Origin of the sequence: Nonomuraea sp. KM90, assembly GCF_052246675.1 — a bacterium.
In the GTDB taxonomy this organism is placed as follows: Bacteria; Actinomycetota; Actinomycetes; order Streptosporangiales; family Streptosporangiaceae; genus Nonomuraea.
Genome location: NZ_JBQQCB010000004.1, coordinates 183,423 through 205,473 on the forward strand (window position 1 = coordinate 183,423; position 22,051 = coordinate 205,473).

The 22,051-nt window shown below is 69.0% G+C and carries 24 protein-coding genes, 2 tRNA genes and 2 pseudogenes; 12 read left to right on the plus strand and 16 right to left on the minus strand.

Annotated features, from left to right (window positions below; all coding sequences use genetic code 11):
- Positions 1-89: 89 nt before the first annotated feature.
- The 4 genes from ACTWPW_RS07150 to ACTWPW_RS07165 form a co-directional block, all read right to left on the minus strand.
- Positions 90-713: a transposase gene (locus ACTWPW_RS07150; protein ID WP_443168298.1), complete on the minus strand. Its 624-nt coding sequence runs from the start codon at positions 711-713 to the stop codon at positions 90-92.
- Positions 623-1,105: a winged helix-turn-helix domain-containing protein gene (locus tag ACTWPW_RS07155; RefSeq protein ID WP_443168235.1), complete on the minus strand. Its 483-nt coding sequence runs from the start codon at positions 1,103-1,105 to the stop codon at positions 623-625. Before ACTWPW_RS07155 ends, ACTWPW_RS07150 begins: the two co-directional genes overlap by 91 nt.
- Positions 1,106-1,638: 533 nt before the next feature.
- Positions 1,639-1,728, minus strand: a tRNA-Ser gene (locus ACTWPW_RS07160).
- Between the two features lie 182 nt (positions 1,729-1,910).
- Complete coding sequence (locus ACTWPW_RS07165; RefSeq protein WP_375110227.1) at positions 1,911-2,474, minus strand: YceI family protein; 564 nt, start codon at positions 2,472-2,474, stop codon at positions 1,911-1,913.
- Positions 2,475-2,578: 104 nt separating this feature from the next.
- On the opposite strand from ACTWPW_RS07165, the gene ACTWPW_RS07170 reads away from it, so the two are divergent.
- The gene (locus tag ACTWPW_RS07170) at positions 2,579-3,085 is read left to right on the plus strand and encodes a MarR family winged helix-turn-helix transcriptional regulator (RefSeq protein WP_375110926.1); all 507 of its coding nucleotides are present in this window, start codon (positions 2,579-2,581) and stop codon (positions 3,083-3,085) included.
- Here the strand turns inward: ACTWPW_RS07170 and ACTWPW_RS07175 are convergent.
- Positions 3,051-3,551: a SigE family RNA polymerase sigma factor gene (locus tag ACTWPW_RS07175; RefSeq protein WP_364111228.1), complete on the minus strand. Its 501-nt coding sequence runs from the start codon at positions 3,549-3,551 to the stop codon at positions 3,051-3,053. The two genes, ACTWPW_RS07170 and ACTWPW_RS07175, sit on opposite strands and share 35 nt — an antisense overlap.
- 221 nt (positions 3,552-3,772) lie before the next feature.
- Here ACTWPW_RS07175 and ACTWPW_RS07180 point away from each other — a divergent pair, with 221 nt between their 5' ends.
- The gene (locus tag ACTWPW_RS07180; RefSeq protein ID WP_443168236.1) at positions 3,773-4,720 is read left to right on the plus strand and encodes a hypothetical protein; all 948 of its coding nucleotides are present in this window, start codon (positions 3,773-3,775) and stop codon (positions 4,718-4,720) included.
- Between the two features lie 4 nt (positions 4,721-4,724).
- Positions 4,725-5,516, plus strand: coding sequence for a MauE/DoxX family redox-associated membrane protein (locus tag ACTWPW_RS07185; RefSeq protein WP_375110229.1), 792 nt, complete (start codon positions 4,725-4,727; stop codon positions 5,514-5,516).
- A 103-nt stretch (positions 5,517-5,619) separates the two neighbouring features.
- Here ACTWPW_RS07185 and ACTWPW_RS07190 read toward each other — a convergent pair whose 3' ends face one another.
- Positions 5,620-6,801, minus strand: coding sequence for an ATP-binding protein (locus tag ACTWPW_RS07190; protein WP_364111234.1), 1,182 nt, complete (start codon positions 6,799-6,801; stop codon positions 5,620-5,622).
- A gap of 283 nt (positions 6,802-7,084) precedes the next feature.
- Here ACTWPW_RS07190 and ACTWPW_RS07195 point away from each other — a divergent pair, with 283 nt between their 5' ends.
- From ACTWPW_RS07195 to ACTWPW_RS07205, 3 genes are read left to right on the plus strand one after another with little or no spacing between them, the layout of a single operon-like run.
- Positions 7,085-7,543, plus strand: a complete 459-nt coding sequence (locus ACTWPW_RS07195) for a MaoC family dehydratase (RefSeq protein ID WP_364111236.1) — start codon at positions 7,085-7,087, stop codon at positions 7,541-7,543.
- Between the two features lie 39 nt (positions 7,544-7,582).
- Entirely contained in the window at positions 7,583-8,059 is a 477-nt protein-coding gene (locus ACTWPW_RS07200) for a SigE family RNA polymerase sigma factor (protein WP_443168237.1), read from the plus strand.
- A complete protein-coding gene (locus ACTWPW_RS07205) occupies positions 8,056-9,309 on the plus strand; it encodes a hypothetical protein (protein WP_443168238.1) in 1,254 nt (417 codons plus the stop codon). Before ACTWPW_RS07200 ends, ACTWPW_RS07205 begins: the two co-directional genes overlap by 4 nt.
- On the opposite strand, the gene ACTWPW_RS07210 is transcribed toward ACTWPW_RS07205, so the two are convergent.
- From ACTWPW_RS07210 to ACTWPW_RS07225, 4 genes are read right to left on the minus strand one after another with little or no spacing between them, the layout of a single operon-like run.
- Positions 9,299-9,574, minus strand: a complete 276-nt coding sequence (locus ACTWPW_RS07210) for a hypothetical protein (protein WP_443168239.1) — start codon at positions 9,572-9,574, stop codon at positions 9,299-9,301. The genes ACTWPW_RS07205 and ACTWPW_RS07210 overlap by 11 nt on opposite strands.
- A gap of 11 nt (positions 9,575-9,585) precedes the next feature.
- Positions 9,586-11,112 (minus strand): radical SAM protein, encoded by a 1,527-nt coding sequence (locus tag ACTWPW_RS07215; protein ID WP_375110233.1) that lies wholly within the window; start codon positions 11,110-11,112, stop codon positions 9,586-9,588.
- Positions 11,109-11,840: a prolipoprotein diacylglyceryl transferase gene (locus tag ACTWPW_RS07220; protein ID WP_443168240.1), complete on the minus strand. Its 732-nt coding sequence runs from the start codon at positions 11,838-11,840 to the stop codon at positions 11,109-11,111. The genes ACTWPW_RS07215 and ACTWPW_RS07220 overlap by 4 nt, the downstream gene beginning before the upstream one ends.
- A gap of 1 nt (position 11,841) precedes the next feature.
- A complete protein-coding gene (locus tag ACTWPW_RS07225; RefSeq protein WP_443168241.1) occupies positions 11,842-12,114 on the minus strand; it encodes a hypothetical protein in 273 nt (90 codons plus the stop codon).
- A 126-nt stretch (positions 12,115-12,240) separates the two neighbouring features.
- Between ACTWPW_RS07225 and ACTWPW_RS07230 the strand changes: the two genes are divergently transcribed.
- On the plus strand, positions 12,241-12,363 hold the full coding sequence (locus ACTWPW_RS07230) for a hypothetical protein (RefSeq protein ID WP_443168242.1): 123 nt from the start codon (positions 12,241-12,243) through the stop codon (positions 12,361-12,363).
- Between the two features lie 521 nt (positions 12,364-12,884).
- On the opposite strand, the gene ACTWPW_RS07235 is transcribed toward ACTWPW_RS07230, so the two are convergent.
- The 3 genes from ACTWPW_RS07235 to ACTWPW_RS07245 all read right to left on the minus strand — a co-directional run bounded on the left by ACTWPW_RS07235 (position 12,885) and on the right by ACTWPW_RS07245 (position 15,255).
- Complete coding sequence (locus ACTWPW_RS07235) at positions 12,885-13,112, minus strand: hypothetical protein (RefSeq protein WP_375110236.1); 228 nt, start codon at positions 13,110-13,112, stop codon at positions 12,885-12,887.
- Positions 13,113-13,312: 200 nt separating this feature from the next.
- Positions 13,313-13,978, minus strand: a complete 666-nt coding sequence (locus tag ACTWPW_RS07240) for a response regulator (RefSeq protein ID WP_443168243.1) — start codon at positions 13,976-13,978, stop codon at positions 13,313-13,315.
- Positions 13,979-14,013: 35 nt separating this feature from the next.
- Positions 14,014-15,255: a sensor histidine kinase gene (locus tag ACTWPW_RS07245; RefSeq protein WP_443168244.1), complete on the minus strand. Its 1,242-nt coding sequence runs from the start codon at positions 15,253-15,255 to the stop codon at positions 14,014-14,016.
- Between the two features lie 395 nt (positions 15,256-15,650).
- On the opposite strand from ACTWPW_RS07245, the gene ACTWPW_RS07250 reads away from it, so the two are divergent.
- Together ACTWPW_RS07250 and ACTWPW_RS07255 are read left to right on the plus strand one after the other, a co-directional pair.
- Positions 15,651-16,049: a hypothetical protein gene (locus tag ACTWPW_RS07250; RefSeq protein WP_375110239.1), complete on the plus strand. Its 399-nt coding sequence runs from the start codon at positions 15,651-15,653 to the stop codon at positions 16,047-16,049.
- 119 nt (positions 16,050-16,168) lie between these two features.
- Positions 16,169-16,241 (plus strand) — tRNA-Arg (locus tag ACTWPW_RS07255).
- Between the two features lie 61 nt (positions 16,242-16,302).
- On the opposite strand, the pseudogene ACTWPW_RS07260 reads toward ACTWPW_RS07255, so the two are convergent.
- Positions 16,303-16,602: pseudogene (locus tag ACTWPW_RS07260) on the minus strand (tyrosine-type recombinase/integrase); the annotation flags it as partial.
- 224 nt (positions 16,603-16,826) lie between these two features.
- On the opposite strand from ACTWPW_RS07260, the gene ACTWPW_RS07265 reads away from it, so the two are divergent.
- Positions 16,827-17,330 carry a hypothetical protein gene (locus tag ACTWPW_RS07265; protein ID WP_443168245.1) on the plus strand — a complete coding sequence of 168 codons (504 nt, stop codon included), beginning with the start codon at positions 16,827-16,829 and terminating at the stop codon, positions 17,328-17,330.
- Between the two features lie 216 nt (positions 17,331-17,546).
- Here ACTWPW_RS07265 and ACTWPW_RS07270 read toward each other — a convergent pair whose 3' ends face one another.
- Positions 17,547-17,822, minus strand: a complete 276-nt coding sequence (locus ACTWPW_RS07270; protein ID WP_443168246.1) for a hypothetical protein — start codon at positions 17,820-17,822, stop codon at positions 17,547-17,549.
- A 188-nt stretch (positions 17,823-18,010) separates the two neighbouring features.
- On the opposite strand from ACTWPW_RS07270, the gene ACTWPW_RS07275 reads away from it, so the two are divergent.
- Entirely contained in the window at positions 18,011-18,250 is a 240-nt protein-coding gene (locus ACTWPW_RS07275; protein WP_443168247.1) for a hypothetical protein, read from the plus strand.
- A 49-nt stretch (positions 18,251-18,299) separates the two neighbouring features.
- Here the strand turns inward: ACTWPW_RS07275 and ACTWPW_RS07280 are convergent, their stop codons facing one another.
- The gene (locus tag ACTWPW_RS07280) at positions 18,300-18,740 is read right to left on the minus strand and encodes a DUF6188 family protein (RefSeq protein ID WP_443168248.1); all 441 of its coding nucleotides are present in this window, start codon (positions 18,738-18,740) and stop codon (positions 18,300-18,302) included.
- Between the two features lie 875 nt (positions 18,741-19,615).
- Here ACTWPW_RS07280 and ACTWPW_RS07285 point away from each other — a divergent pair.
- A pseudogene (locus tag ACTWPW_RS07285) lies at positions 19,616-20,806 on the plus strand (ATP-binding protein); the annotation flags it as partial.
- Between the last annotated feature and the right edge of the window lie 1,245 nt (positions 20,807-22,051).

Sequence of the window (22,051 nt, forward strand, 5' to 3'; positions counted from 1 at the left end):
GGCAGCTGAGTCTAGGGCCATAGGTTACGGCTCTACAGCGCGTAACTGTTGCAGCGAAGACATGGCCTTCCATGCCTTCTCCATGTGTTCTACGCTGCGTCTATTCGTGGCGAGCCCACGGTCTTTCCGAAGAGCAGAGCACAGAGGAGGGCCGTGAACGTGAAGCCGGTCACCGCAGGGGCTGCTATCAAGAGGGAGAGGCCGTCGAGGGTGCAGGGGGCCAGGTTGCCCAGCCCGCGTTTGAGGTGAGACCACACGATCTCCACCGGGTTGAGTTCGGGCGCGTAGGTCGGTAAGTAGAACACTGTCAGCCACGGGCGCGCGTCGATCAGAGTGCGCATCGCTGCGTCGACGTGGGTGTTGACGTTGTCCCAGAGCAGCACGATCGGCCCGCCGAGTTGCTGGTGGGCGGCATCCAGCAGGCGGGCGTAGTCGGTCTCGGTGAACCCTTTGCGTTCGTTCTTGCGGCGCCGGTAGATCCGCATGCGGTAGATCAGGCGGGTCCGCCGCCCCGGCTTGAGGCAGATCAGCCCGGCCAGGTTGATGCGCCCGGAGCCCTTGCCGGAGACGGTGACGGTCGGGGTGCGTCCACGGCGGGACCAGGTACGGGCCGCAGGTGGCCTCAGCGATTGCCCTGCTTCGTCGGCGAAGCAGAGCCACGCGTCCTGGTCCCGCGCCGTTGTTCCGCCAGCGGCCAGGTTTCCTTCACCCAGGTGGCGATCGCCTCTTCGTCACGCTCGATGGCGCGGCGCTGGGGCACCTGCGGGCTCCAGCCCAGCCGATGCAGCAGATAGGAGATCCCGCGCGGGGTGTAGGAGACGTGGAACAACCTGCCGACCAGCACGGTGACCCGCGCCAGGGTCCACCGCTGATCCTCGCTCCACCCCCACACGGCCGGACCGGCGTCCAACGCGGCCTCCAACCGCTCCACCTGCGCGACGTTCAGCCGGCACTGCTGCCCTCCAGGCCCCTTCGACACCAGCGCCTCGGCTCCTGCCGTGCGCCAGGCCTGGTGCCAGACATAGGCCGACTTGCGGGAGACCCGCAGCTTCCTAGCCACCTGAGGCGGCGACATGCCCGCGGCGAACAGTCCGGCGGCCTCCAAGCGGACTTGTTCACGCTTGGCTCGCGCCGCCGGGGTCAGACCACCACCATCCGGATAACGCATCCCACCGGCACACTCCCCAACCACGCCGTGTTACCTCAGACTTTTAATCGCTGTAGGGCCGACTTCATAGGAGACGCACAGAGTGATTGTCACGGATCAGGGGCGGACGGGTCGATGTCCAGACACCGAGCATGAGAGCAATACGCGATCGAGCGCACCGAGGACTGGAAGCTGTGGAAAGCCATCCCCAAGCAAGCCGACGTCCGGGACGTCCGCGTGCACGACGCCCGCCACACCTCCGCGACGCTCCTCATCGACAGGGTGTGAACAACCGCGTCGTACAGGAGACCCTCGGCCATACCCGAGTGACCACAGAGCGCTGCACCCACGTATCCACACCCTCATGCGGAACGACGGCGAGCGCCGGACCTCCAGCGTTCTGGGGTGACTCGTAGCTCCGTGGCAGCTATGAAGCCCTCAAAGACCAAAGAGGCCCTCTCCCCAACCAAGGGAAGAGGGCCTCCTACCTGCGGAGGATCGGGGATTTGAACCCCGGATGGGCGGTAAACCCAAACCGCATTAGCAGTGCGGCGCCATAGACCTGACTAGGCGAATCCTCCTGGAAGCCACCGCGGCTCAGCACAGCGTACCGGCCTTCTGGCGAGGCGGCAAAGCGATTGCCCCGCCAGCCTTCACCAAGAGTTATCAACAGCCTGTGGGTAACTGCCTGTGGATGAAGCCCGCCCAGAGTTGGGGCGGGCTTCAGGGCTGTGGATAACCCGGGCGTGAAGCGGTGGACGGGTCAGGCGGCCGGGTTGGCCTCGCCCTCGATCTCGATCTTGATCTTCTTGCCCACGAGCACGCCGCCGGCCTCCAGCGCCTGGTTCCAGGTCAGGCCGAACTCCTCGCGGTCGAACTCCGTGCTGATCGAGAAGCCCCAGACGGCCTGGCCCCAGGGGTTCGTGCCGGCGCCGCCGTACTCGACCGTGAGCTCGACCTGCTTGGTGACGTCGCGGATGGTCAGGTCGCCCACGACGGTGAACTCGTCGCCGGAGTGGCCCACCACGCGGGTGCTCTTGAAGGTGATCTGCGGGAACTTCTCCGTCGACAGGAAGTCGTCGCTGCGCAGGTGGCCGTCGCGGTCCGGCATGCCGGTGCTGATGCTGTCGGTCTGGATGGTGAGCTCGGCGGTGGACTCGAGCGGGTTCTCCGCGATCGTGACGGAGCCGTTGAAGCTGTCGAAGTGGCCGCGGACCTTGCTGACCATCATGTGCTTGACGACGAAGCCGATGCGGGTGTGCGCTACGTCCAGGTTGTACGTGCCGGCGGCCGGGATGGTCAGGGACTCCCAGGTACGGGTGCTCATCGGGGTTCTCCTCAGAAAGCTTGCGGTGCGGATGTCTGCGGCAACAAATTTCTACACGAGGAATATTCCGCACGTCAACTATCGTCCGCTAGGGTGTGAGCGTGATGAACTTTGACGACTCCCGCCTGACGGCCGTCGGGCTGCTGAGCGAGGTGCACGCCGGATTGATGGGCCGGTTCGCGCCGGTGCTGACGGCGGCGGGGTTGTCCGAGATCGACTTCGAGACGGTCATCCGATTGGCACGTTCCCCCGGGCAGCGGTTGCGCATGAGCGACCTGGCCGCGCAGACCGGGCTGTCCACGAGCGGGATGACCAGGGTCGTCGATCGGCTCGAACGTGAGGGGCTGGTGAAGAGGGAGGCGTGTGCGAGCGACCGGCGGGCGTCGTACGCGGCACTCACCGACCCCGGGCGCGAGCGGCTGGAGTCCGTGCTGCCGCAGCACCTGCGGGACATCGACGAGTGCCTCACCGGCCTGCTGGAGGCGGCCGAGCTGGAGGCGTTCCTGAAGACCCTGCGCAAGATCAGAGACGTCGTACGCCCCTGCGCCACGGCCGGGGCCACCGAGGCCGGCGCGGTCAGCGAGTCGTCGGAAGCCCCAGTGCGGTCCTGAGCTTGGCCATCCCGCGCGAGACCGTGCTCTTGACCGTCCCCACGCTGATCCCCAGCGTCTTGGCGATCTCCGGCTCGGTCATGTCCTCGTAATAGCGCAGGACGATCGCGGCCCGCATGCGTTCGGGCAGTTCCCGCAGGGCCTGTTCGAGCGCCTCGTGGACCTCCGAGACCGCCACCGCTTCGTGGGCGACCGGCTCCGGCAACTCGTCCGACGGGTACTCCTCCAGCTTGCGCCGCCGCCACTGCGAGATGTTGATGTTGACCATGGCGCGGCGGACGTACCCGTCCAGCGCGCCCCGGTCCTCGATCCGGTCCCAGGCCAGGTACGTCTTGGTCAGCGCGTTCTGCAGCAGGTCCTCCGCATCCAGCGGATGCCCGGTGAGCTGGTGGGCCGCGCGCAGCAGGGCGGGGCCGCGCGCCATGACGTACTCGCGGAACTCGTCTTCCCAACTGGTGGTCTGCATCGTGGCCAGAATCGCAGCCTGATGCCCGTTTAGGCCGGAACCACAATTCAGGTTTCGGCCCGCCGTGGATAAAGGTCCGTCAAGGTCGGTGGCGGTTTGTACGCCGCCGGAGATGAACTCCCTCCCCGGGGATGCGTATTTTGCTCCCATCTGGGCCACTACGGTGTGAGCCGCCCCCAAGTCGTGTGAATCTAGTACCCGATAAGGGCGAGGGAGGGCGGATGGGGTATCCGAGCGTTGAGCGCCGCCGGGTGCTCGCCGCGGCCGCGCTCGGCCGCGAGGGCGGCGTTCCCGGCCCCGACCCCGCCAACGGCGACCCCTTACGCGCGGTCGTCGGCGAGGTTCTGGACGTCAGCCCGCACCTGATCATCATCGAGACCCCCGACGGCGTCGAGGAGCGCCTCGTGATCGCGCCCTGGGCCACCGCCTGGCACGGCGCCGAGGCCGCCCCCGCCGACCTGCCCGTGGGCTCCATGGTGCTGATGCGTGCCCTGCGCGAGGGCCGCGTGGTCGAACGGATCTGGGCCGACACCACCCGCATCACCGGGACGATCCTCTCCGTAGCGGGCCGCAAGGACCTGACGGTCGAGCTCGACTGCGGTCCCCACCGCGGCCACCGTACGGTCGTCATCCCCTACCGGGCGTCGGGACGGCTCCAGGTACGCCATCCCAAGTTCGAACCCGGCTACCTCTTCGACGCCATCGGCCTCAGGCAGGACGGCGCGAGCCTGGCCCTGCTGCCCGCCACCTCCCAGCCCCCTTACCCGGCGCGCTCCGTGCCGCCACCGCCCCCGGTGTACACGGGCATGCAATCGCGCATCTCCGGCACGGCCACCTGGTCGGACATGTTCGACGAGGAAGAGCGGGGCGCGGCCTACCCCATGCTGGAACGCTCTGACACCGGCTGCCCCCGGACGGGCGTGTCGTGCGCGGGCCTGCCGTACCTCGCGGTCGGGTCGTTGCTCCAGGTCAGGAACGTGTGCACGAACCGCTCCGCCAACGTCCCGGTGGTGGCGTGCGGCTGCATGGCCGGGCGCTTCTGCGACCGCTGCGTCGAGTGCGACACCTCGCCGCGCGGGCGGATCGCGGAGCTGTCGCCGCCCTCGTACGTCGAGCTCGGCGGTGACCTCGTCAAAGGCTGCTTCAACGCGCAGATCGGATTGGGGTAGGCCCGTGCTGGAATCGCAGCTCCCGCTCCTGGTCATGATGCTCCTCCTCGGCACGGCGGCGAAGGTGCTCGCCGTCGGCTCGGGGCGCGAGCCAGGGTCGCTGTCCAGGCTGGGGCCCGCGGTGCTGGTGCCCGGGCGCATGCAGGTCCCCGCGCTGCTGGTCTGCGCGGCCGGCGAGCTGGTGCTGGCCTCGGGGCTGCTGCTCACGACGCATCCGCTCTTCCGGTGGGGCACGGTCGCGTTCTTCGCGCTGTCCACGTACGTGCTGCTGGAGCTGCGCAGGCGGCGGCCCGACGCGGGGTGCGGCTGCTTCGGCGAGGTGAGCTCGGCGCCGGTCGGGCTGCGCTCGATCGGCCGGACGGTGGCGCTGACCGGGATGGCCGGGATGGCGGTGTGGACGCCGGTGGCGGGCTGGGTGGCCGCGACCCGGCCGTCGTGGTTCACGGCCGCCGGGGTGGTCGTGCTCGCGATGTTGTCGCCGGAGATCGAGGAGCTGATCGACCGCGTACGCTACCGCGCCCCCTGCGAGCAGCGCCGCGGCCCCGCCGAGTCCGTCACCCTCGCCCGGCTCAGGTCGAGCGGCATCTGGCGGGCGCACCGGGGCGAGCTCGTCTCGGCCGAGCCGTACGACACCTGGCGCGAGCTGTGCTGGCGCTTCTTCGCCTTCCGCAACCACGACGATGACGACGTGGTCTTCGCCGTCTATCTGAGCGGCCGGCGCCCGGCGGTGCGGGTGGCCGTGGTCAGCGCGGCGGACAGCGGCTCTCTGCCGGAATATACGCCAGTATCGGCCTGACGCTAGAGAGCCCTAGATTTCCCTCGACAGGCATGACGATATAGCTCTATTGGGCTGTCTAGCTTCCCCACTAGACAGCCCAATAGAGGTCTAGGGGCGCCGCTCAGATCGGTTGAGCGCGCAGGAACTTCCCGAAGTGCGGCACCGTGAACGCGATCAGGCCGCGCTCGGCGCTGTAGATGAGCCCTTTCTTGATGAGGCTGTCGCGGGCGGGCGAGAGGCTGGACGGCTTTCGCCCGAGGGCGTCGGCCACCTCGGCGGTCGCGACCGGCTCGTCGCCGATCTGCGCCATGGCGTGCATGTAGTCGCGCTCGGCCGGGGTTGCCCGCTCGTAGCGGCTGCCGAAGAACCCGACCGCGAGCTCCTCCTCGGCCTCCGGGGCGGAGACCTTGACGTCTTCGATGGTGATCGGGCTGCGCGGGGCCAGGTCCCAGGCGACCTTGCCGTACGCCTGCACGAAGTAGGGGTAGCCGTCGGCCGCCTCGTAGAGGGCGTCGAGCGCCTCCTGGGTGAACTCCACCTCTTCCTCGCGCGCCGGCAGGATCAGCGCCAGGTCGGCCGCCTCCCGGTCGAGCTTGTCGATGCGCGCGTAGCGGAAGAGCCGCTCGGAATAGCTCTTGCTGGCCGACAGCACGCTCGGCAGGTGCGGCAGCCCGGCACCCACCACGATCAGCGGCCCGCCCGACTGCGACAGCTCGTGGCAGGCGGCGCAGAGCGCGGAGACGTCGGCGGCCTGCACGTCCTGCATCTCGTCGATGAACAGGGCGATGCCCACCGCCAGGTCGGTGGCCACGCTCGCCGCGTCGACGAACAGCTCGGTGAGGTCGATCTCGAGGTCGCCCGAGTCGGCGCGCCCGCGGCTGGCCGGCACCTCGATCCCGGGCGACCAGTGCGAGGTGCCCTTGGCCGCGGCCGGATCGCGCATCGCGAACGCCTTGAGCACCCCGAGGAACTCCTCGATGCGCTCGGGCGCGCGGTGCCGCGGGGCCAGCTCGCGGATCGCCATGTGCAGGGCCGCCGCCACGGGCCGCCTGATCGACTGGTCGGGCCGGGCCTCGATCTTGCCCGTGCCCCACAGCCGCTGCATGGCCATGGACTTGAACGTGTTGAGCAGAACGGTCTTGCCGACGCCCCGCAGGCCGGTCACGACCATGCTGCGCTCGGGACGGCCGCGGGCGACCCGCTCCAGCACGACCTCGAACTGCTGCAGCTCGCGATCACGCCCGGCGAGCTCCGGCGGGCGCTGTCCGGCGCCGGGAGCGTAGGGGTTTCGCACAGGGTCCACGCTCTCGGACTTTATTGCCGGATATAGCGGCCGTCTTAGATTTGGGAAGAAAGTGCTACGGCGTGTCCGAGCAGGGGCGGGCGCGAGCACCGTCATCGGACACACCCCCTCTCACCAGGCCGAACCTCTGTTCGATTGCGGTACCTAGAACTGTAGCGCGGACTCGAACACCTATGCGATGGTTTCGAGTAAAGATCTTCGCAACAGAGGACGCGGGCCCGTTGGCACCCTGCGGGGCACCCCGAACTTGGCAGCCGTCCGGGCCGGGCAATAGCGTTCGCCCATGCGGACGTTCGAGAATGTTCAGGAGCTCAAGGCGGCCGTCGGCGAGAAGTTCGGGCCGACCGAGTGGCGCACGGTCACTCAGGACCAGGTCAACCTCTTCGCCGACGCCACCGATGACCATCAGTGGATCCACGTGGACGTGGAGCGGGCCAAGGACGGGCCGTTCGGCGGCACGATCGCCCACGGATACCTGACCCTGTCGTTGCTGCCGGCGTTCATGTTCTCCCTGGTCAAGGTGGAGAACATCGCGATGGGCGTCAACTACGGGCTCAACAAGGTCCGCTTCCCCAGGCCGGTCCCCGTCGGCGCGCGGATCAGGGCCCTGGGCGAGCTCACCGACGTCAAGGGCACCCCCGCCGGCTACCTGTCCAGCCTGAAGATGACGATCGAGATCGAGGGCGAGAAGCGGCCGGCCTGCATCGCCGAGACGCTCAGCCTGTACGTCCCCGCCGAATAGGCGTGCAACAGATACCCCCGTTACGCGATCCCTGGGTTCGTGGAGGATTTCGACGAGCTCGTCCGGACCCGGGGCGACGCGCTTCTCCGGTACGGCTACGTGCTGTCCGGCAATTCCGAGGACGCGGCCGACCTCGTACAGGAAGCTCTGGCCCGTCTGGGTGACGCCTGGCCCCGCGTGCGCAAGAAGCACGACCCCGAGGGGTACGTCCGCACGACCATGGTCAGGCTGCACATCAAGGCATGGCGCCGGCGCCGGCGGGAGGACCTGGTCGCCGCCGTACCCGAGCGCGGCGAGCACGACCGGTACGGCGACGCCGACCTCTGGGCCGAGCTCCAGGAGTTGCCCCGCAAGCAGCGGGCCGTGCTCGTGCTGCGCTACTACGAGGACCTGCCGGACCAGGAGATCGCCGACATCCTCGGCGTCACCCGCGGAACGGTGCGCAGCCAGGCGGCCCGTGCCCTGGACAAGCTCCGGATCAAGCGACAGGCACCTGTGCTGCGGGAGGCGCGATGAGAAACGAAGACGACCTCGTACGCACCCTGCGGGCGGCCGCCGGTCAGGCCCGGCCCCTGGACCTGGCGGGCGGCGTGGCGCGGCGGCGGCGCGCCCGGCGTACCAGGCAGCGGGTGCGGGTCCTGCTGGCCGCCGCGGCGGTGGTGGCCGTCGTGGGCGGCACGGCGGCGGTGCTGTCGGGCGAGGAGCGGCGGGCCGAGCCCGCGGTGACCGTCACGCCGTCCGCTCCCGTGACGATCGAGTCGGTCACCGACCTGTGGCCGCGGGCGATCCTGAAGATGCCGGCCAGGGACTCCAAAGGCCGGCGGATGTACCCGGTGATCGGGCTGGGCCCGACCGAGGTGCTGCTCGCGGCGAACAGCGCGTTCGAGCGGGCGGGGCGGCTGGAGGTGTACGACTCGGCGACCGGCAGGAGGCGCGTGCTCGGCGAGATCCCGTCCGGGGGCAAGCGCTACTATCCGCAGCTCTTCGCGGCGAACGCCGGGTACATCGCCTGGTACGGCGAGACCGTCCGCGACCCGGCCGGGCTGACGGACTTCTGGATCATGCCCAGGGCGGGCGGCGAGGCCGAGCGCGTGGCCGAGGTCAAGGCGGACGTCGACGCGATCGGGCTCACGGGCGACTCCCTGGTGTGGTCGCTGCGCAAGGGCGGCGTCCACCGCGTACCCCTGAGCGGCGGCACCCCCGAGCGGCTGGCCGGCACGGACGGGCTCCACCTCACGTCCTGGCCCTGGGCCGTCGCCCGCGCCGGTGACGAGCCGGGCGCGAACGTGACCCGGGTCGTCAACCTCGAGACCGGCCGCTCACAGGACGTCGCGATCCCGGAGGGCGCGTCGATGACGCAGTGCAACGCGCAGTGGTGCGCGGCGATCCAGCGCGGCCGCCTGGTCGTGCAGCGGCTGGACGGGTCCGGACGCCGGACGCTGCCGGCCATGTTCCGGCCCTTCGGTGCCCGCTGGCTGCTCGGTGACCGGTACGCCCTGTTCAACGTCTACTCCCAGGAACGTTCGCCCATTTCAGTCGTGTACGACCTGGCCACCGGGGCGACGGCCGGGATCCACGAGAAACCGGCCGGCGCGCGCGGCGGCTTCGTGGCGATGGGCGCGTCCTCGTCCGCGCCGCCCACCACGGTCTACTGGGACGCCGACCAGCAGTACTCCGAGCAGTGCGAGCGAGGCGCCTGCCGTGGCGTGGCGCGCGGGGGCGGCAAGGAGTACACCGTCCTGAACCTGGCGGCCATCACAGAATGATCGCCGCGAGCGCCGCCAGGCCGATGAGTCCGAGGTAGGCCAGCACGAGCCGGGTGTCCCTGAGCAGGCACTTGCTCCGGGTCAGCCCGGCTCGCCGCGCCTTCCAGTAACCCGCGAACCCGAGCGCCGCGAACCCCAGCACCGCCCACGGGCCGAGCAGCCAGGCCAGCAGCGCGACGGTCGCGTACACGCACAACCGGAGCGGATCGTACGGCTCGCGCGGCTCGCGCCTCCCCGCGCCACTGCTCGTCGATTCACCGTTCACGGGGTCACCGCTCACCGGTTCACCGCCGCCACCGCCGAGAGTCGCTGGCGGGAGAGCTGCGGCCACGCCTGCACCGCGCAGAACGGCGCGCACTGGTCCTGCTCCGCCCGCGTGCCCACGTGCACGCAGCACTGCGTGAGCCGCTCCTCGATCATGGTCGAGATGTCCATGAACGGTTTGACCGTGATGCGCACCACCCGCTCCCCCAGCATCCTGCGCAGCTTCTTCCGCCGGCCGGGCAGGGCCGACGAGGCGAGGGTGAGGAGGGTGGAGACGCCGAGGTCGCAGTTCTCGCAGATGGTCCGCCACACGTCGCCGATCTGCGGATGCGACAGCGACGACTGCTCGGAGAGCAGGCCGAGCAGGGACTCTTGTACGGCCAGGCGCAGCTCGCGCGGGATCTCGGAGTCGGCGATGCGGTTCGAGACCAGGCCGAGGTTCTGCTTGAGCCGGTCGTGGCCGATCAGCTCGGTGAGGGAGCGCCACTGGCGGGCGTCGTCGCGGATGAGGTAGCCGACCGAGCAGCAGTGGGGGTGGGAGCAGGGCAGGGCGGTCAGGTCGCGCCAGGTCACCAGGCCGTCCGTCTGCGGGCCCAGGCGCTTGAGCACGCCGGTGTGGGTGAGGCGGTCCATCGGGTCGATGGTGCCCGACCTGCCCGAGCCGAACTGGGGTTGCAGGGACACGCCTCCGACGTACGGGGTGTCGAGGGCGAGGCGTACGACGTCACCGATCTCGCCGTCGTTCACGCCCAGCGCGGCGGTCATGACGAGGGTGGTGAAGATCTCGCGCTCGGACAGGCGTCGCACCGCCTGCGCCTTGATCCGGGTCAGGTCGCCGCCCCGGTGGTGCCTGGACGCCTCGGCCGACGAGCCGTCGTACTGGAGGTAGACCTCTACCCGCTCCCGGTGCTCGGTGAGGAGGTCGAGCAGGGAGTCGTCCTTGGCGATCAGCACGCCGTTGGTGTTGAGCAGGATGCGGGTGACCGGGCGCGCGCTCAGCTCGGCGAGGAGGGTCTTGAGCTCGGGGTGGAGGGTGGGCTCGCCGCCGCTCAGCATGAGGACGTCGAGCTTGCCGTTCTCCCTCTGGAGGCGCTGGTCGACGTTCGCCAGGATGTCGGGGAGGGGGACGATGCCGGTCAGGTCGGGTGAGCTGTCGGCGAAGCAGGTGGGGCAGCGGAGGTTGCAGGCCTCGGCGATGTCCTCGAGGAGGATGCAGGTGTGCTGGGTCTGGAGTTCGGGGAGACCGCGGAGGTAGGCGGAGGGGATCGGGGCGAAGTTCCCTGAAATATCGGGTACGTGCTGCTTCGTGGGGGCGGTCCACTCCTCCAGGTATTTCAGGATTTCTGGGTCTTCGTCATACAACGTGCGGATAAGTCCGTGTTCGCGGCATCCGCGTTCCAGCCACACCCGTCCGTCGCGCTCGGCCAGATAGCCGCTCAGCCGCTCGACCTTGTCGAGGTCGCGGCCGTGGCAGCTCGGGCAGAACGCGTTGACGTACCTGAGGATGCGGTCACCCCGCAGACCCATCCCTGCACTCATGTCAGGACCTTCCGCTCGAAAAGGGCATCGTAGTAGCCGCGCCGCCAGCCGTACCCGAGCCTGACGGCCAGCAGCAGCAACCCCGGGATCAGGAACCACTGGGGCCTGGTCAGGTCGAGCCAGACCGTCTCGTTGGCCCTGGTGAACTCGACGAGGAAGCGGAAGGCGGCGTACGCGGCGAGGTAGAGCGTGAACAGCTCGCCAGGCCGGGTGAGCCGCTTGCGGGCCCACAGGAGCGCGGCGAACGCGGCGAGCTGGAAGATGATCTCGTAGATGAACGACGGATGCATCGCCTGCCCGGTGAGACAGCCTGGGCATTCGGGGACCGTCGCCGGGGCGTGCACGCCCCACGGCAGGTCGGTGGGCCGGCCCGGCGCCTCCGTCAGATGGCACCCGATCCGGCCCACGGCCATGCCCAGCGCCACCGCCGGGGCGAACAGGTCACCGGTGCGCTCCTTGTAGCCGATGATCCTCTTCGCCACCAGGACTCCGACGTACGCGCCGGTCAGGCCGCCGAGGATGCTGCGGGAGCCGTACAGCCAGAGGTTCTCGATCTCCAGCGTCTCCAGCCAGCCCGCCAGCCGCATCCCGATCGCGCCGCCGACCAGGGCTCCGGCCACCGCGATCAGCGACTGCTCGTTGAGCGCCCCGCGGCTTCTGGCCTCGCGTACGAAGACGATGGAGGCCACGAATACGCCGAGGCCGACGAATATCTCGTGGTAGGGCATGTCAGGCGTACAGGCCCGGGTTGATGCCGGTGCAGAACCCGGCGGACAGGATCGACCAGAGCGCCCATCCGATCATGAGACCCAGCCCGAGACCTCTGGCCCACGGCTTGCGGACGAAGCACAGCCCGATCCCCGCGCCGAGCCCGGACAGGGCCAGCAGGACCGTGCCGACGATCATGAAGGCGGTGCCGTCCTCGCCCATGGCGGCGAAGAAGATGAAGAAGCCGACCACGACGTTGAGGGTGCTGTAGATGGCCAGCCCGGCGAACAGCATCCCGATCAGCAGGCCCGTGGAGTTGGCGGCGGTGGTGGGCGGGAGCGGCGGCGGCGCGTACCCCGCCTGTCCGTACGGCCGGAAGGGCGGCTGTCCTGGGGGCGCCTGCCCTGGCGGGACCTGTCCTTGACCGGCCTGTCCTTGACCCGCCTGCCATGGCGGGACCTGCCCTTGACCGGCCTGTCCTTGACCAGCCTGTCCTTGACCGGCCTGTCCTTGACCGGCCTGCCCTGGCGGGACCTGCCCTGACGACACCTGCCCTGGCGGGAACTGTCCTGACGAGACCTGCCCCCGAGGCGCGTGCCCGGGGTCCGGCGGCGCGAAGGACGGACGTCCAGGGCCGGGCGGCGAAACGTGCGCCGGCTGCCCGGGACGGTCACCCCGCTCCCCCGACCCACCCCCTCCCCTCGGGGACGGCGACGACAAAGGCCCCGGCACCCCGGATGGCGGCGGCATGAGCACCGGCTCCCCCGTGGGAGGCGGCGCCATGGGACCCGACCCCCCAGCGGGAGGCGGCATGGCCACGGAGCCCCCGGTCGGAGGCGGTGGCTTGGGCACCGACTCCCCACCCGGAGGCGGCAGGAACTCCGGCTCCCCGGCCGGCACCGCCCCTTGCCCCGACTCGTCAGGCTCTTCGGACGGCGACGACGACGAGGGCGGCGTCGGTGGTGGTGTGGTCATCGGCTTGGTCTACCCCCTGGTCATGATCAGACTAGGCGCCGCAATTGCCATCCGATCAACGCCTTCATCACAAAGTCGTACGAGTAGACCTACGTATACATCCCGGGATTGAGCCCGGTGCAATAGCCCGCCGACACGATCGACGCGAGCCCCCACCCGATCATCGTCCCCAGCCCCAGCCCCACCGACCACGACTTCCGCAGCCGAACGAGCACCAGCCCGCCTCCGACACCCAACAACGCCAGAACCCCGGCCCCCACCCCGATCGCCACGCTGGACTCCAAACTCAGAACGACAAGCCCGACGACCACGTTCACGACCAGGTACGCGAAGACCCCCGCAACCGCCAACGCGACGACCACTCCCGGCCGCCGAGGCGGCTCAGAAGACCCCGGCGAGGGCTGCAACGGAGGCGAAGGCGGCGAACTGCTCACGCCACGAACCTTACGCCCCCAAGCCCCTCCATCCCCAGTACCCCTGCACCCCCAAGAGCCCTCGAAGGCCCCAGTCCCCATCCCTAATCCGAGTAGTAATCCGAATAGTAAATCGCCGCCTGCACCCGGCTCCGCAGCCCCAATTTGTTCAGCACCCGGCTGACATGCGTCTTGGTCGTCGCCTCGGCCATATCCAGCTCCCTGGCAATTTCAGCATTGGACAACCCACGGCCGATACACGCCAGAACCTCCCGCTCCCGAGGCGTCAACCCCGCCGATCCCCCAGCCGATCCCCCAGCCGTATCTCCCACCGCGTCCCGACGCACCGGCGACGCCTGCTCCGCGAATGCCGAGATCAACCTCCGCGTGACCCCTGGCGAGATGAGCCCATCCCCCCGAGCCACCACCCGAACCGCCTCGACCAATGACTCGGCGTCGGTGTTCTTCAACAAAAAGCCCGCAGCCCCCGCCCGCAACGCCCCGAACACATATTCATCGACGTCGAACGTGGTGAGTATCAGCACGTCACAAACTCCGGCCAATTCCCGAGTGGCGGAAATCCCGTCGAGCCGAGGCATTCGTACGTCCATCAACACCACATCAGGCCGCAGTTCCCGAGCCATCGCCACGGCCTCCTCCCCATCACCGGCCTCGCCCACGACCTCGATGTCGTCCGCCCCGTCCAGAATCAGCACGATCCCGACCCTGACCGCCGCATGATCGTCGGCTACCAGCACCCTGATGGCCACCGGTCATCACCTCCAGCCCAGCCCACGACAACAACTCAGGCCCCGGATCCACGCCCGGAGCCGCCCGATCCGCCCCCGGCGCCCGAACCAGCCCCTGCCCGCGTCAGTGCCACGTCGACAGCCGTGGGAAGAACCGCCAGCACCCGCCAGGAACCCGTGTCACCACCAGTCGCGGCGCCCTCCCCTCTCCAAACCTCTCCGGCGTCGAAGATCCCACCCACCAACGAGGCCCGCTCCCGCATCCCGATCAGCCCCGCCCCGGCGCCCGGCAACTCCGTACGCACTCGTCCGCCAAGGGCGTTCTCCACGTTCACCAGAACCCGGTCGTCCTCATAACCGACCACCACCGAGACCGGCGACTCCCCGTGCTTGAGCGCGTTGGTGAGCGCCTCCTGCACGATCCGGTACCCGGCGAGATCCACCGCCGCGGGCAGCTCCCTCACTTCCCCCTCCACCCGCATGTCCGCGACCATCCCCGCCCGTCTCACCCTCTCGACCAAGGTCTCGGCATCCGCGAGCCGGGGGCGGGTGGCCTCGTTCTCGCCGTCATCCCCCTCCTGCCGCAACAGCCCGATCATGGCCCGCATCTCGGCCATCCCCTTGACGCTGTTCTCCCGCACGGACTCCATGATCTTCCGAACGGCGTCCCGATCAAGGTCCTTGCGCGAGAGCGCGGCCGTGGACTGTATGGCGATGGCGCTGAAGTGGTTGGCGATCATGTCATGCAGCTCGCGGGCCATCCGCGTACGCTCGGCGGATATCGCAGCCTGCCTGTCGAGCTCGGCGAGATGGGCGACCTGCTCGGCGCGCAGCCGCTCGGCCGCGGCCCGGTCCCGCTGCTCGCGTACGACAGCGGCGGTGATGACAGGCGTGATGAGCACCAGCCCGGCCTGCACCCCCATGACGGCCAGCATGCGCCAGTCCGCCGCGAGAAACCCGGCCACCGCCCCGCCCGCGACGGCCAGCACGGCGGTGACGCCGAGCAACACCCGTGCGAACCGCGCGGGCCCATATAGCGCCGCAGCGTACAGATTGTCGGTGAAAACCAGCACCGTCCCCAACGACGGCCCCACGAAACCGTCCATCACGATCCCGACCACGCCGAGCCCCAAGGAGGCCAGCGGAGCCCGCCGCCGCACCAGAACCCCCGCACAGGTGAGAGCCAGCGGCACGCCCAGCACCCACACGGGCACGCCGCGATCGATATAGGACCCGCCCGCGATCAGCATCACCCCCATCGCGAAGGCAAGCCCAGCCCACAACTCCACCCGCTTCATGCACCCATCCCACCACCTCCCGCCACCCGCCCCCTCCTCCAGAAGTCCGCCTGTGGATACACCCTTCGATGTATCCACAGGCTTCCCTCACCACAGCTCACCCCCACCCCACCAACCACACCCCCGCACCATCGCCCAGCCCCCGAAACACCCTCAGAAATGCCACAACAACCACCAGAACACCGCCACCCAAGGCCACCTCACCAGGGCTCCCACCAAGTGGAGCCCAGCCTCAACACCAGCAGCTTTGTTACGCCTCGGCGAACAAATCTCCACCCACACCCAACCCGGGCCCACCCGGCGACACACTGGTTGCGACCATGCGATCACAGAACGTGGGACCCCAGCTGCCCCGCGCCCGGGATCCCCTCCAACTACCGCGAAGGTAGGCGTACGTGGATATAGAGGCGGAGATTCGCAAGCTGAAACTCCGTGTAGACGCCCTCGAAGCAACCCTGCGTCCCACCGGCGCAACCCCCAGCCGCCCGAGGGCCCGACGCCGGCGCATGAACTTCCCGGCACAGAACTGCACATCAATGGAGGACCTACACGCCGACGTCACGACGGCGACGATCGACGTCGCCGAGGTGAAGATCCGCATCAAAGACCTGCAAGCTGAGCTGGCCCAGGACATCTCCGCCCTGAACGACGAGATCGGGGGCTTCAGAAGGCAGACCAACGACCACTTCGCCAAGTTCCGTTCGCAGACCCGGGACCAGCACGACTCCATCCATCACAGACTCGCCGACCTGGGCCTCATGATCGAACGCCTGCTGAAGAGATTGGACGCGTAGTCACGAGGTTGCCCCCACCCCACCGGGGTCCACCTCCCAAGATCCAACCCGCGACCCCGAGATTGCCGTATCCGGTTCGAGGTACTGCCCGGAACCCGCTATGCTTGCTTAAGCAGCGAGCGGCCGTAGCTCAATGGATAGAGCATCTGACTACGGATCAGAAGGTTACGGGTTCGACTCCTGTCGGCCGCGCTCCACACGAAAGGCCCCTGAACAGGCATTACGCCGTCAGGGGCCTTTGGCTTTCCGATCTTCAACCGGTCTCATCCGCCTCTTCGGGAGCCACTTTGGGAGCCACCGGCCGAAGTTTCCCGAGGAGAGCGCCGGAAATCGCCTCTGTCGCCGCACGCTTGTCACCCTCCAGCAGGTGACCATGGACATCCTTGGTGATCGAGATGCTGGCGTGCCTGAGAACCTCTGAGACGACGTGGAGCGGCGTACCTTGCGCGAGCATCAGCGACGCGCCGGAGTGCCGCAGCTCGTGGGGATGCCAGTGCCCGAGTCCAGCCTTCTTGGCGAGCTTGGAGAACAGGTGCGAGAACGTGTCCGGGTCCGAGGGGTTGCCGAAACCGTAGGAAAGATCAGCCCGTGATCCGTCCCGCTCTCGCCCGCTTGGAGCCGCTCTTGGTTGTGCGCGACCTTGTGCTTCTTGAGGGCTTCGACCAGCTCAGGAGTGAGGCACAGCAGCCGTCGTGACCGCTTCGTCTTCAGCTCCGAGATCACGAGCTTGGTCCTCGTCGAAGCATCCGGATCACGGTTCTTCATCCGCTTGACGGCGTGCGTGATGCGGAGCGTACGCGCTTCGGGATCGAAGGCGTTCCACATGAGCCCGAGAGCCTCGCCGCGCCGCGCCTGGAACAGGCAAAAGACGCATACGGCGACGCACGCCCCCAACGCGAACGGGCCTGGATCCGCTTCCTGGACCCCGGCCGCATGGCCGCCTACCGGCTATCCACCTACGTACACCTCGGCGACGAACAACGGGGCATCGACGAGGGCCAGGCCGCCCTCAACGCCCTGTCGCACGAGACCGACCACAAGAAGATCGCCGCCGTTCACGCCGACATCGCCGCAGCCCAACTCCGCATTGGCGACCTCGACGAAGGCATCGCCGGCGGACGCCTGGCCCTGGAAACCGCCCAACGCACCGAATCCGGCTGGGCCTTTCAACAACTCGCCGGAGTAGAGAACGCACTCACCGGCAAGCGCGACGCCACGGCCCGTGAACTTCTGGCCGCTATCAACGCGGCGCACCGGAGCCTGAGCCAACCATCTGCATGACCACATCGAGCATGCAGCCCCGCGCTGCCGAATTGTTCTTGTAGGCATCAAGCGGCGGCGCGGCGCGCCGCCGTACGCCCCGCGCCAGCGTCCCCGTGCCGCACTGCGGCCTGGGGGCCGGTCGCGGCACGGGCGCCGCGCGGGGCATCGCCGTAGACGCGGCCCGCCGTACCCAACGAACCCGCAGATCCCAGCGTCACGCCGCCGCAGTCCGGGTCAGTCGTCCTCATCGAGCAGCCCAAGAGCTTCCGGAGACTCCTGCAGAAACTCGCGGAACGCAGGGTCAGACTCCGACTCGGCCCGCTCGCGGATCAACGCGATCAACTTGGACCGGTCACCAGCCGACAGCTGACAGAGCCGGTAACTGATCCACTCCAGTTGCTTCACCGCGTCATCGGGATCAACGACCTCGTCATCACTCCCTTCCAGGAACCACGCCAGGTCCATAACCAGTTCGGCCAGTGTTCGAACCAGCGCCCCATCACCCTGCATGCGCTGATCATGCCGTTGGGCGGTTTCACAGGCAATACGCCTCCGGCGGGGGCGCTCCGGCTCCAGGATGCTCGCCGCGGCCGGCCGAAGGCCGGAGGTGGCCGAGGTTGAAGCCTGATCATTCCGCCCGCTCAGTCCCAGTCTCCGGCTGCCGGGTGACCGGTGCTTGCTTACTGATCTCCGGAGCCATGCACATGGACATCCGGTGCATCCTTGAGCCCGGCAAGGAGGCCGGCCACCAAGCGCTCATGATGCACCCGTTCGATGGTTCGTGCCGCACTGCCCAATACAGCCGCCTTGGCCTCTCTGAGAGCGCCCGCACCTTCACCTATGAGCTGCTTCGTTACCAAGATCGAATCTATTACCCCCACGTCCCGCTCGGCCAGAAGACGCTGAACTGCTTCCATGCCGTCTTCCTGTCCGAGTAGTGGTCGGCATTCCGTCGCCAACGCGGTTAACCGCCTTGCGCGTTGAGGATCATGCCCACTGATTGCCATCGCCCCTCCTCATTGCCACACTGCGACGCCACCGCCTGGCTGGCAAAACAGGCGCAGGCCATCGTCCGGGGCCGTGTGCACTCCATACCTCGTAGCGGGCGTCGGGCTTCACCTTCAGTTGCATTCCGGTATCGAACCCCAGCCGCAGCGATCCGGACTTGAAAGCGACCGATGAGAGGACTGTCGCACCGAAGAGAATCAGGGCCGGTGCAACATCCTGCCGTGCAGGTAATAGGCGCGCCTTCACCCGATCGGGCGCACGCAGTGTGCTGAGCTCCGCTTCGGTTTCCACGTCCACTTGGGCTCCGCTGTCCAAAAGCAGCGTCAGTTGATAGCTCACACGGATCTGGATCACCTGCATGCCGCGGTACGGCAGCAGCCATCGGTCCTCCAGCTCGACCAGGTCTCCCGGCCGGTCCATATGAAGCCTCCTGTGGCCGTCGACCGCGTCGTCCGGTTGATCGCTTGACGCTCCGCATGCCCGTCACGTGGCCGTGTTCGGTGGGCATCAGTCAGGACCACGGGGAATTCAAAGGCTATCGACCGCCCTACCCGGGGTGTGCGTTTAAGTTCGTCCGTCCCTCTAGGCGCACCTTCCGGGAGCCACTTTTGGGAGCCACCCGAACGGACGATCTTGAACTGCGGCATACGGGAATGAACGGCGAGGATGCCGCCGGCCCAGGGGGTGGACGCCTACGAACGCTCATGAAGATCATTTGGGCACCTACGGATCAGAAGGTTACGGGTTCGACTCCTGTCGGCCGCGCTCCAGCTCAAAGGCCCATTCCCGGCAACGGGAATGGGCCTTTCTGGTTTCCGTACGGCCGAAGCAGCTGATTCCGGTCGGTCGAGGGCCTTGCGGGCCTCTGGTGATGTGATCCGCGAGACGGCGGGAAGCCGAGGTGCGTGGTCGGGTCGGTTGCGGGATGGAGAGTGGGTTCGGATCGTGTGGGCCTCGGTTCGCTCGTCGAGATACTCGTCCGGCCTCGCTCCTCACCTGTGACACGTCCGTAAGCTGAGGGGGTGTCCCCCGCATTGGTACTGCTCGACGGCGTCCGCTGGCGGGGTGGGCGGGTGGTCGGCGATCGCGCGCACACCCTGCTGGCCGTGCTGGCCTTGCACGGGCGGGCGGGGGTCAGTGACGAGCGCCTGGTCGAGGAGTTGTGGCCGGACGAGGCGCCGGCCAACCCGACGAAGGCGCTGCAGGTGGTCGTCTCGCGGACCAGAGCGGCGACGGGCGCCGACGTCGTGGTGCGGATCCCCCGTGGCTACCGGCTCGGGCTGCCCGCCGATCAGGTGGACGCGCTGCTGCTCGGCACGCTGGTGGAGCAGGCACGGGCCGCGCTGGGCGAGGACGACATGGCGCTCGCGCGGCACCGCGCGGAAGAAGCCATGGGTCTCCTGGACGGCAACCTGGACGGTGCCGCCGGTGCGCTCGCTGAGCTGCGGAGCGTCGCGGCCAGGTGGGTGAGCGAGGCACGGCGGGTGGCGGCGATCGCGCAAGGCAGGAGCGGTGCCCACGAGAGCGCGCTGCCGCTGCTGGAGGAGGTCGCGGCCGATCGGCCGCACGACGAGGAGCTGCTCGCCTGCCTCCTGCGCAGCGAGGCCGCCGTACGCGGTGCCGCCGCCGCGCTGGAGCGCTACGAGCGCTATCGCGCGGGCCTGGTCGCGCGGCTCGGCACCGAACCGGGGCCCGAGCTGGCCCGCGTGTACGCCGAGCTCCTCGTCGCGGACCGGCCGGTGCGGGCGGGCATCCTGTTCGACGGTTCCTCGCTGCTCGGCCGTGCCGGCGACATCCGCGCGGTGCACGCCCTGTTGCAGACCAACCGGGTGGTCTCCATCGTCGGTCCCGGCGGGCTGGGCAAGACGCGGCTGGCCCATGTCGTGGGCAGGAACGCCACGCAGCCCATCGCCCACTTCGTCGAGCTCGTCGGCGTCTCCTCGCCGGAGGGCGTGGTGGGCGAGGTGGGCTCGGCGCTCGGGGTCCGCGACTCGGTCAGCGGGCGTCATGCCCTGACCGCCGAGCAGCGCTCCGACGTACGCGCCCGGATCTCCCAGCATCTCGACCAGGCTCCGGCGCTGCTGATCCTGGACAACTGCGAGCACGTGATCGAGGCCGTCGCCGACCTGGTGGCGTTCCTGACGGTGACGACCCGCGATCTTCGGGTGCTCGTCACCTCGCGCGCCCCCCTGTCGATCCCCGCCGAACGCGTCTACCCGCTCGGCGAGTTGCCGACGGACGACGCGGTGGAGTTGTTCCGCCAGCGCGCCACGGCCGCCCGCCCGGGGGTGCGGATCGGCGAGGGCGCGGTCGAGGAGGTCGTCGCCCGCCTCGACGGGCTGCCGCTCGCGATCGAGCTGGCCGCGGCCAAGGTGCGGGTGATGTCGGTGGAGGAGATCGCGCGGCGGCTGGCGGACCGGTTCGCCCTGCTGCGCGGCGGGAACCGTACGGCTCCCGACCGGCACCAGACGCTGCTCGCGGTCATCGACTGGTCGTGGAACCTGCTGGAGGAGCCGGAACGCCGGGCGTGGCGGTGGTTGTCGCTGTTCGGCGACGGTTTCACGCTGGCCGCGGCCGAGCACGTACTCGGCCCGGACGCCCTGCACGTCGTGGACGCGCTGACCGAGCAGTCGATGCTGAGCGTCCGCGAGACGGCCTACGGCCTGCGCTACCGGATGCTGGAGACCGTCAGGGAGTTCGGGCGGATGCGGCTGAGGGAGGCCGGCGAGGAGGCGGCCGCTCGGGCGGCGCAGCGGGAGTGGGCCACGGCGTACGCGCTCGGTCACGCCACCCAGCTGTTCGGCCCGGCGCAGTTCGCCGCGGCCGACGCGTTGCGTGCCGAGGAGAGCAACCTCGCGGATCTGCTCCGGCAGGCTCTCGGCGAGCCCGATCCCGGCACGGCGATCCAGTTGCTGGCCGGCGTCGGCGCGCTGTGGTCGATCCGCGGCGACCATCCCCGGATCCTTGCTCACCGGGACGCCGTCACCCAGGTGATCACCGGTTGGCTGCCCCCACCACACCTCGTGGAGGCGACCAGGGCCGCCACGTTGATCATGCTCATGAACATCATGATCATCACCGACCGCCGGGACGATCCGCTGCGCGATCTCCTCGGCGCGCTGCCGATCAGTGACGCGACGGATTCCCGCGTGGCGGCGATGGCCACGGTGGCGCTCGCGACCGACGGCCCCGACCTGCGACGCGTGCTGTCGGAGTTGCGCCGCAGCCCCGACTATGACGTGGCCCTGGCGGCGACGCACGCGAGCGTTCACGTCCTGGAGAACGCGGGAGACGTGGCCGGGGCGATCGAGGCCGCGGAGCGGACCCTGACGATGCTCCGCGAGGACGACGGGCCGTGGTTCCCCGCGATCATGCATGCCGTGCTGGCCCACCTGGTCATGCATCTCGGCGACAGGCGACGGGCGGTCGGGCACGCTCGAACCGCCATTCCCGTGCTGAGCCGGCTCGGCGCCGCCGACGACGAGACCCAGCTCCGCGCGCTGCTGCTGACCTCCGCGCTGGCCGACGGCGACCTCGGCGCCGCGGAGGCCGAGCTCGCCGCGATCAGCCGGATCAACGACAACGAGGCCGTGCTCGGCGGGATGGCGATGGTCTCGTTGTGCACGGCCGAGCTCGCCCTGGCCCGCGGCGAGACGGCCGCCGCGCTCGCGGAATATCGCCGGGCCGTCCAGCGGGCGCGTGACCTGCGCCTGCCGGGGATACCGCACGAG

Bases quoted from the DNA above. Each gene is read 5' to 3' on its own strand.
- ACTWPW_RS07165 (WP_375110227.1), bottom strand. From the start codon at position 2,474: ATGAGCACCCGTACCTGGGAGTCCCTGACCATCCCGGCCGCCGGCACG.
- ACTWPW_RS07170 (WP_375110926.1), top strand. From the start codon at position 2,579: ATGAACTTTGACGACTCCCGCCTGACGGCCGTCGGGCTGCTGAGCGAG.
- ACTWPW_RS07175 (WP_364111228.1), bottom strand. From the start codon at position 3,551: ATGCAGACCACCAGTTGGGAAGACGAGTTCCGCGAGTACGTCATGGCG.
- ACTWPW_RS07180 (WP_443168236.1), top strand. From the start codon at position 3,773: ATGGGGTATCCGAGCGTTGAGCGCCGCCGGGTGCTCGCCGCGGCCGCG.
- ACTWPW_RS07195 (WP_364111236.1), top strand. From the start codon at position 7,085: ATGCGGACGTTCGAGAATGTTCAGGAGCTCAAGGCGGCCGTCGGCGAG.
- ACTWPW_RS07205 (WP_443168238.1), top strand. From the start codon at position 8,056: ATGAGAAACGAAGACGACCTCGTACGCACCCTGCGGGCGGCCGCCGGT.
- ACTWPW_RS07215 (WP_375110233.1), bottom strand. From the start codon at position 11,112: ATGAGTGCAGGGATGGGTCTGCGGGGTGACCGCATCCTCAGGTACGTC.
- ACTWPW_RS07220 (WP_443168240.1), bottom strand. From the start codon at position 11,840: ATGCCCTACCACGAGATATTCGTCGGCCTCGGCGTATTCGTGGCCTCC.
- ACTWPW_RS07225 (WP_443168241.1), bottom strand. From the start codon at position 12,114: ATGCTGTTCGCCGGGCTGGCCATCTACAGCACCCTCAACGTCGTGGTC.
- ACTWPW_RS07245 (WP_443168244.1), bottom strand. From the start codon at position 15,255: ATGAAGCGGGTGGAGTTGTGGGCTGGGCTTGCCTTCGCGATGGGGGTG.
- ACTWPW_RS07270 (WP_443168246.1), bottom strand. From the start codon at position 17,822: ATGCAGGGTGATGGGGCGCTGGTTCGAACACTGGCCGAACTGGTTATG.
- ACTWPW_RS07275 (WP_443168247.1), top strand. From the start codon at position 18,011: ATGCACATGGACATCCGGTGCATCCTTGAGCCCGGCAAGGAGGCCGGC.
- ACTWPW_RS07280 (WP_443168248.1), bottom strand. From the start codon at position 18,740: ATGGACCGGCCGGGAGACCTGGTCGAGCTGGAGGACCGATGGCTGCTG.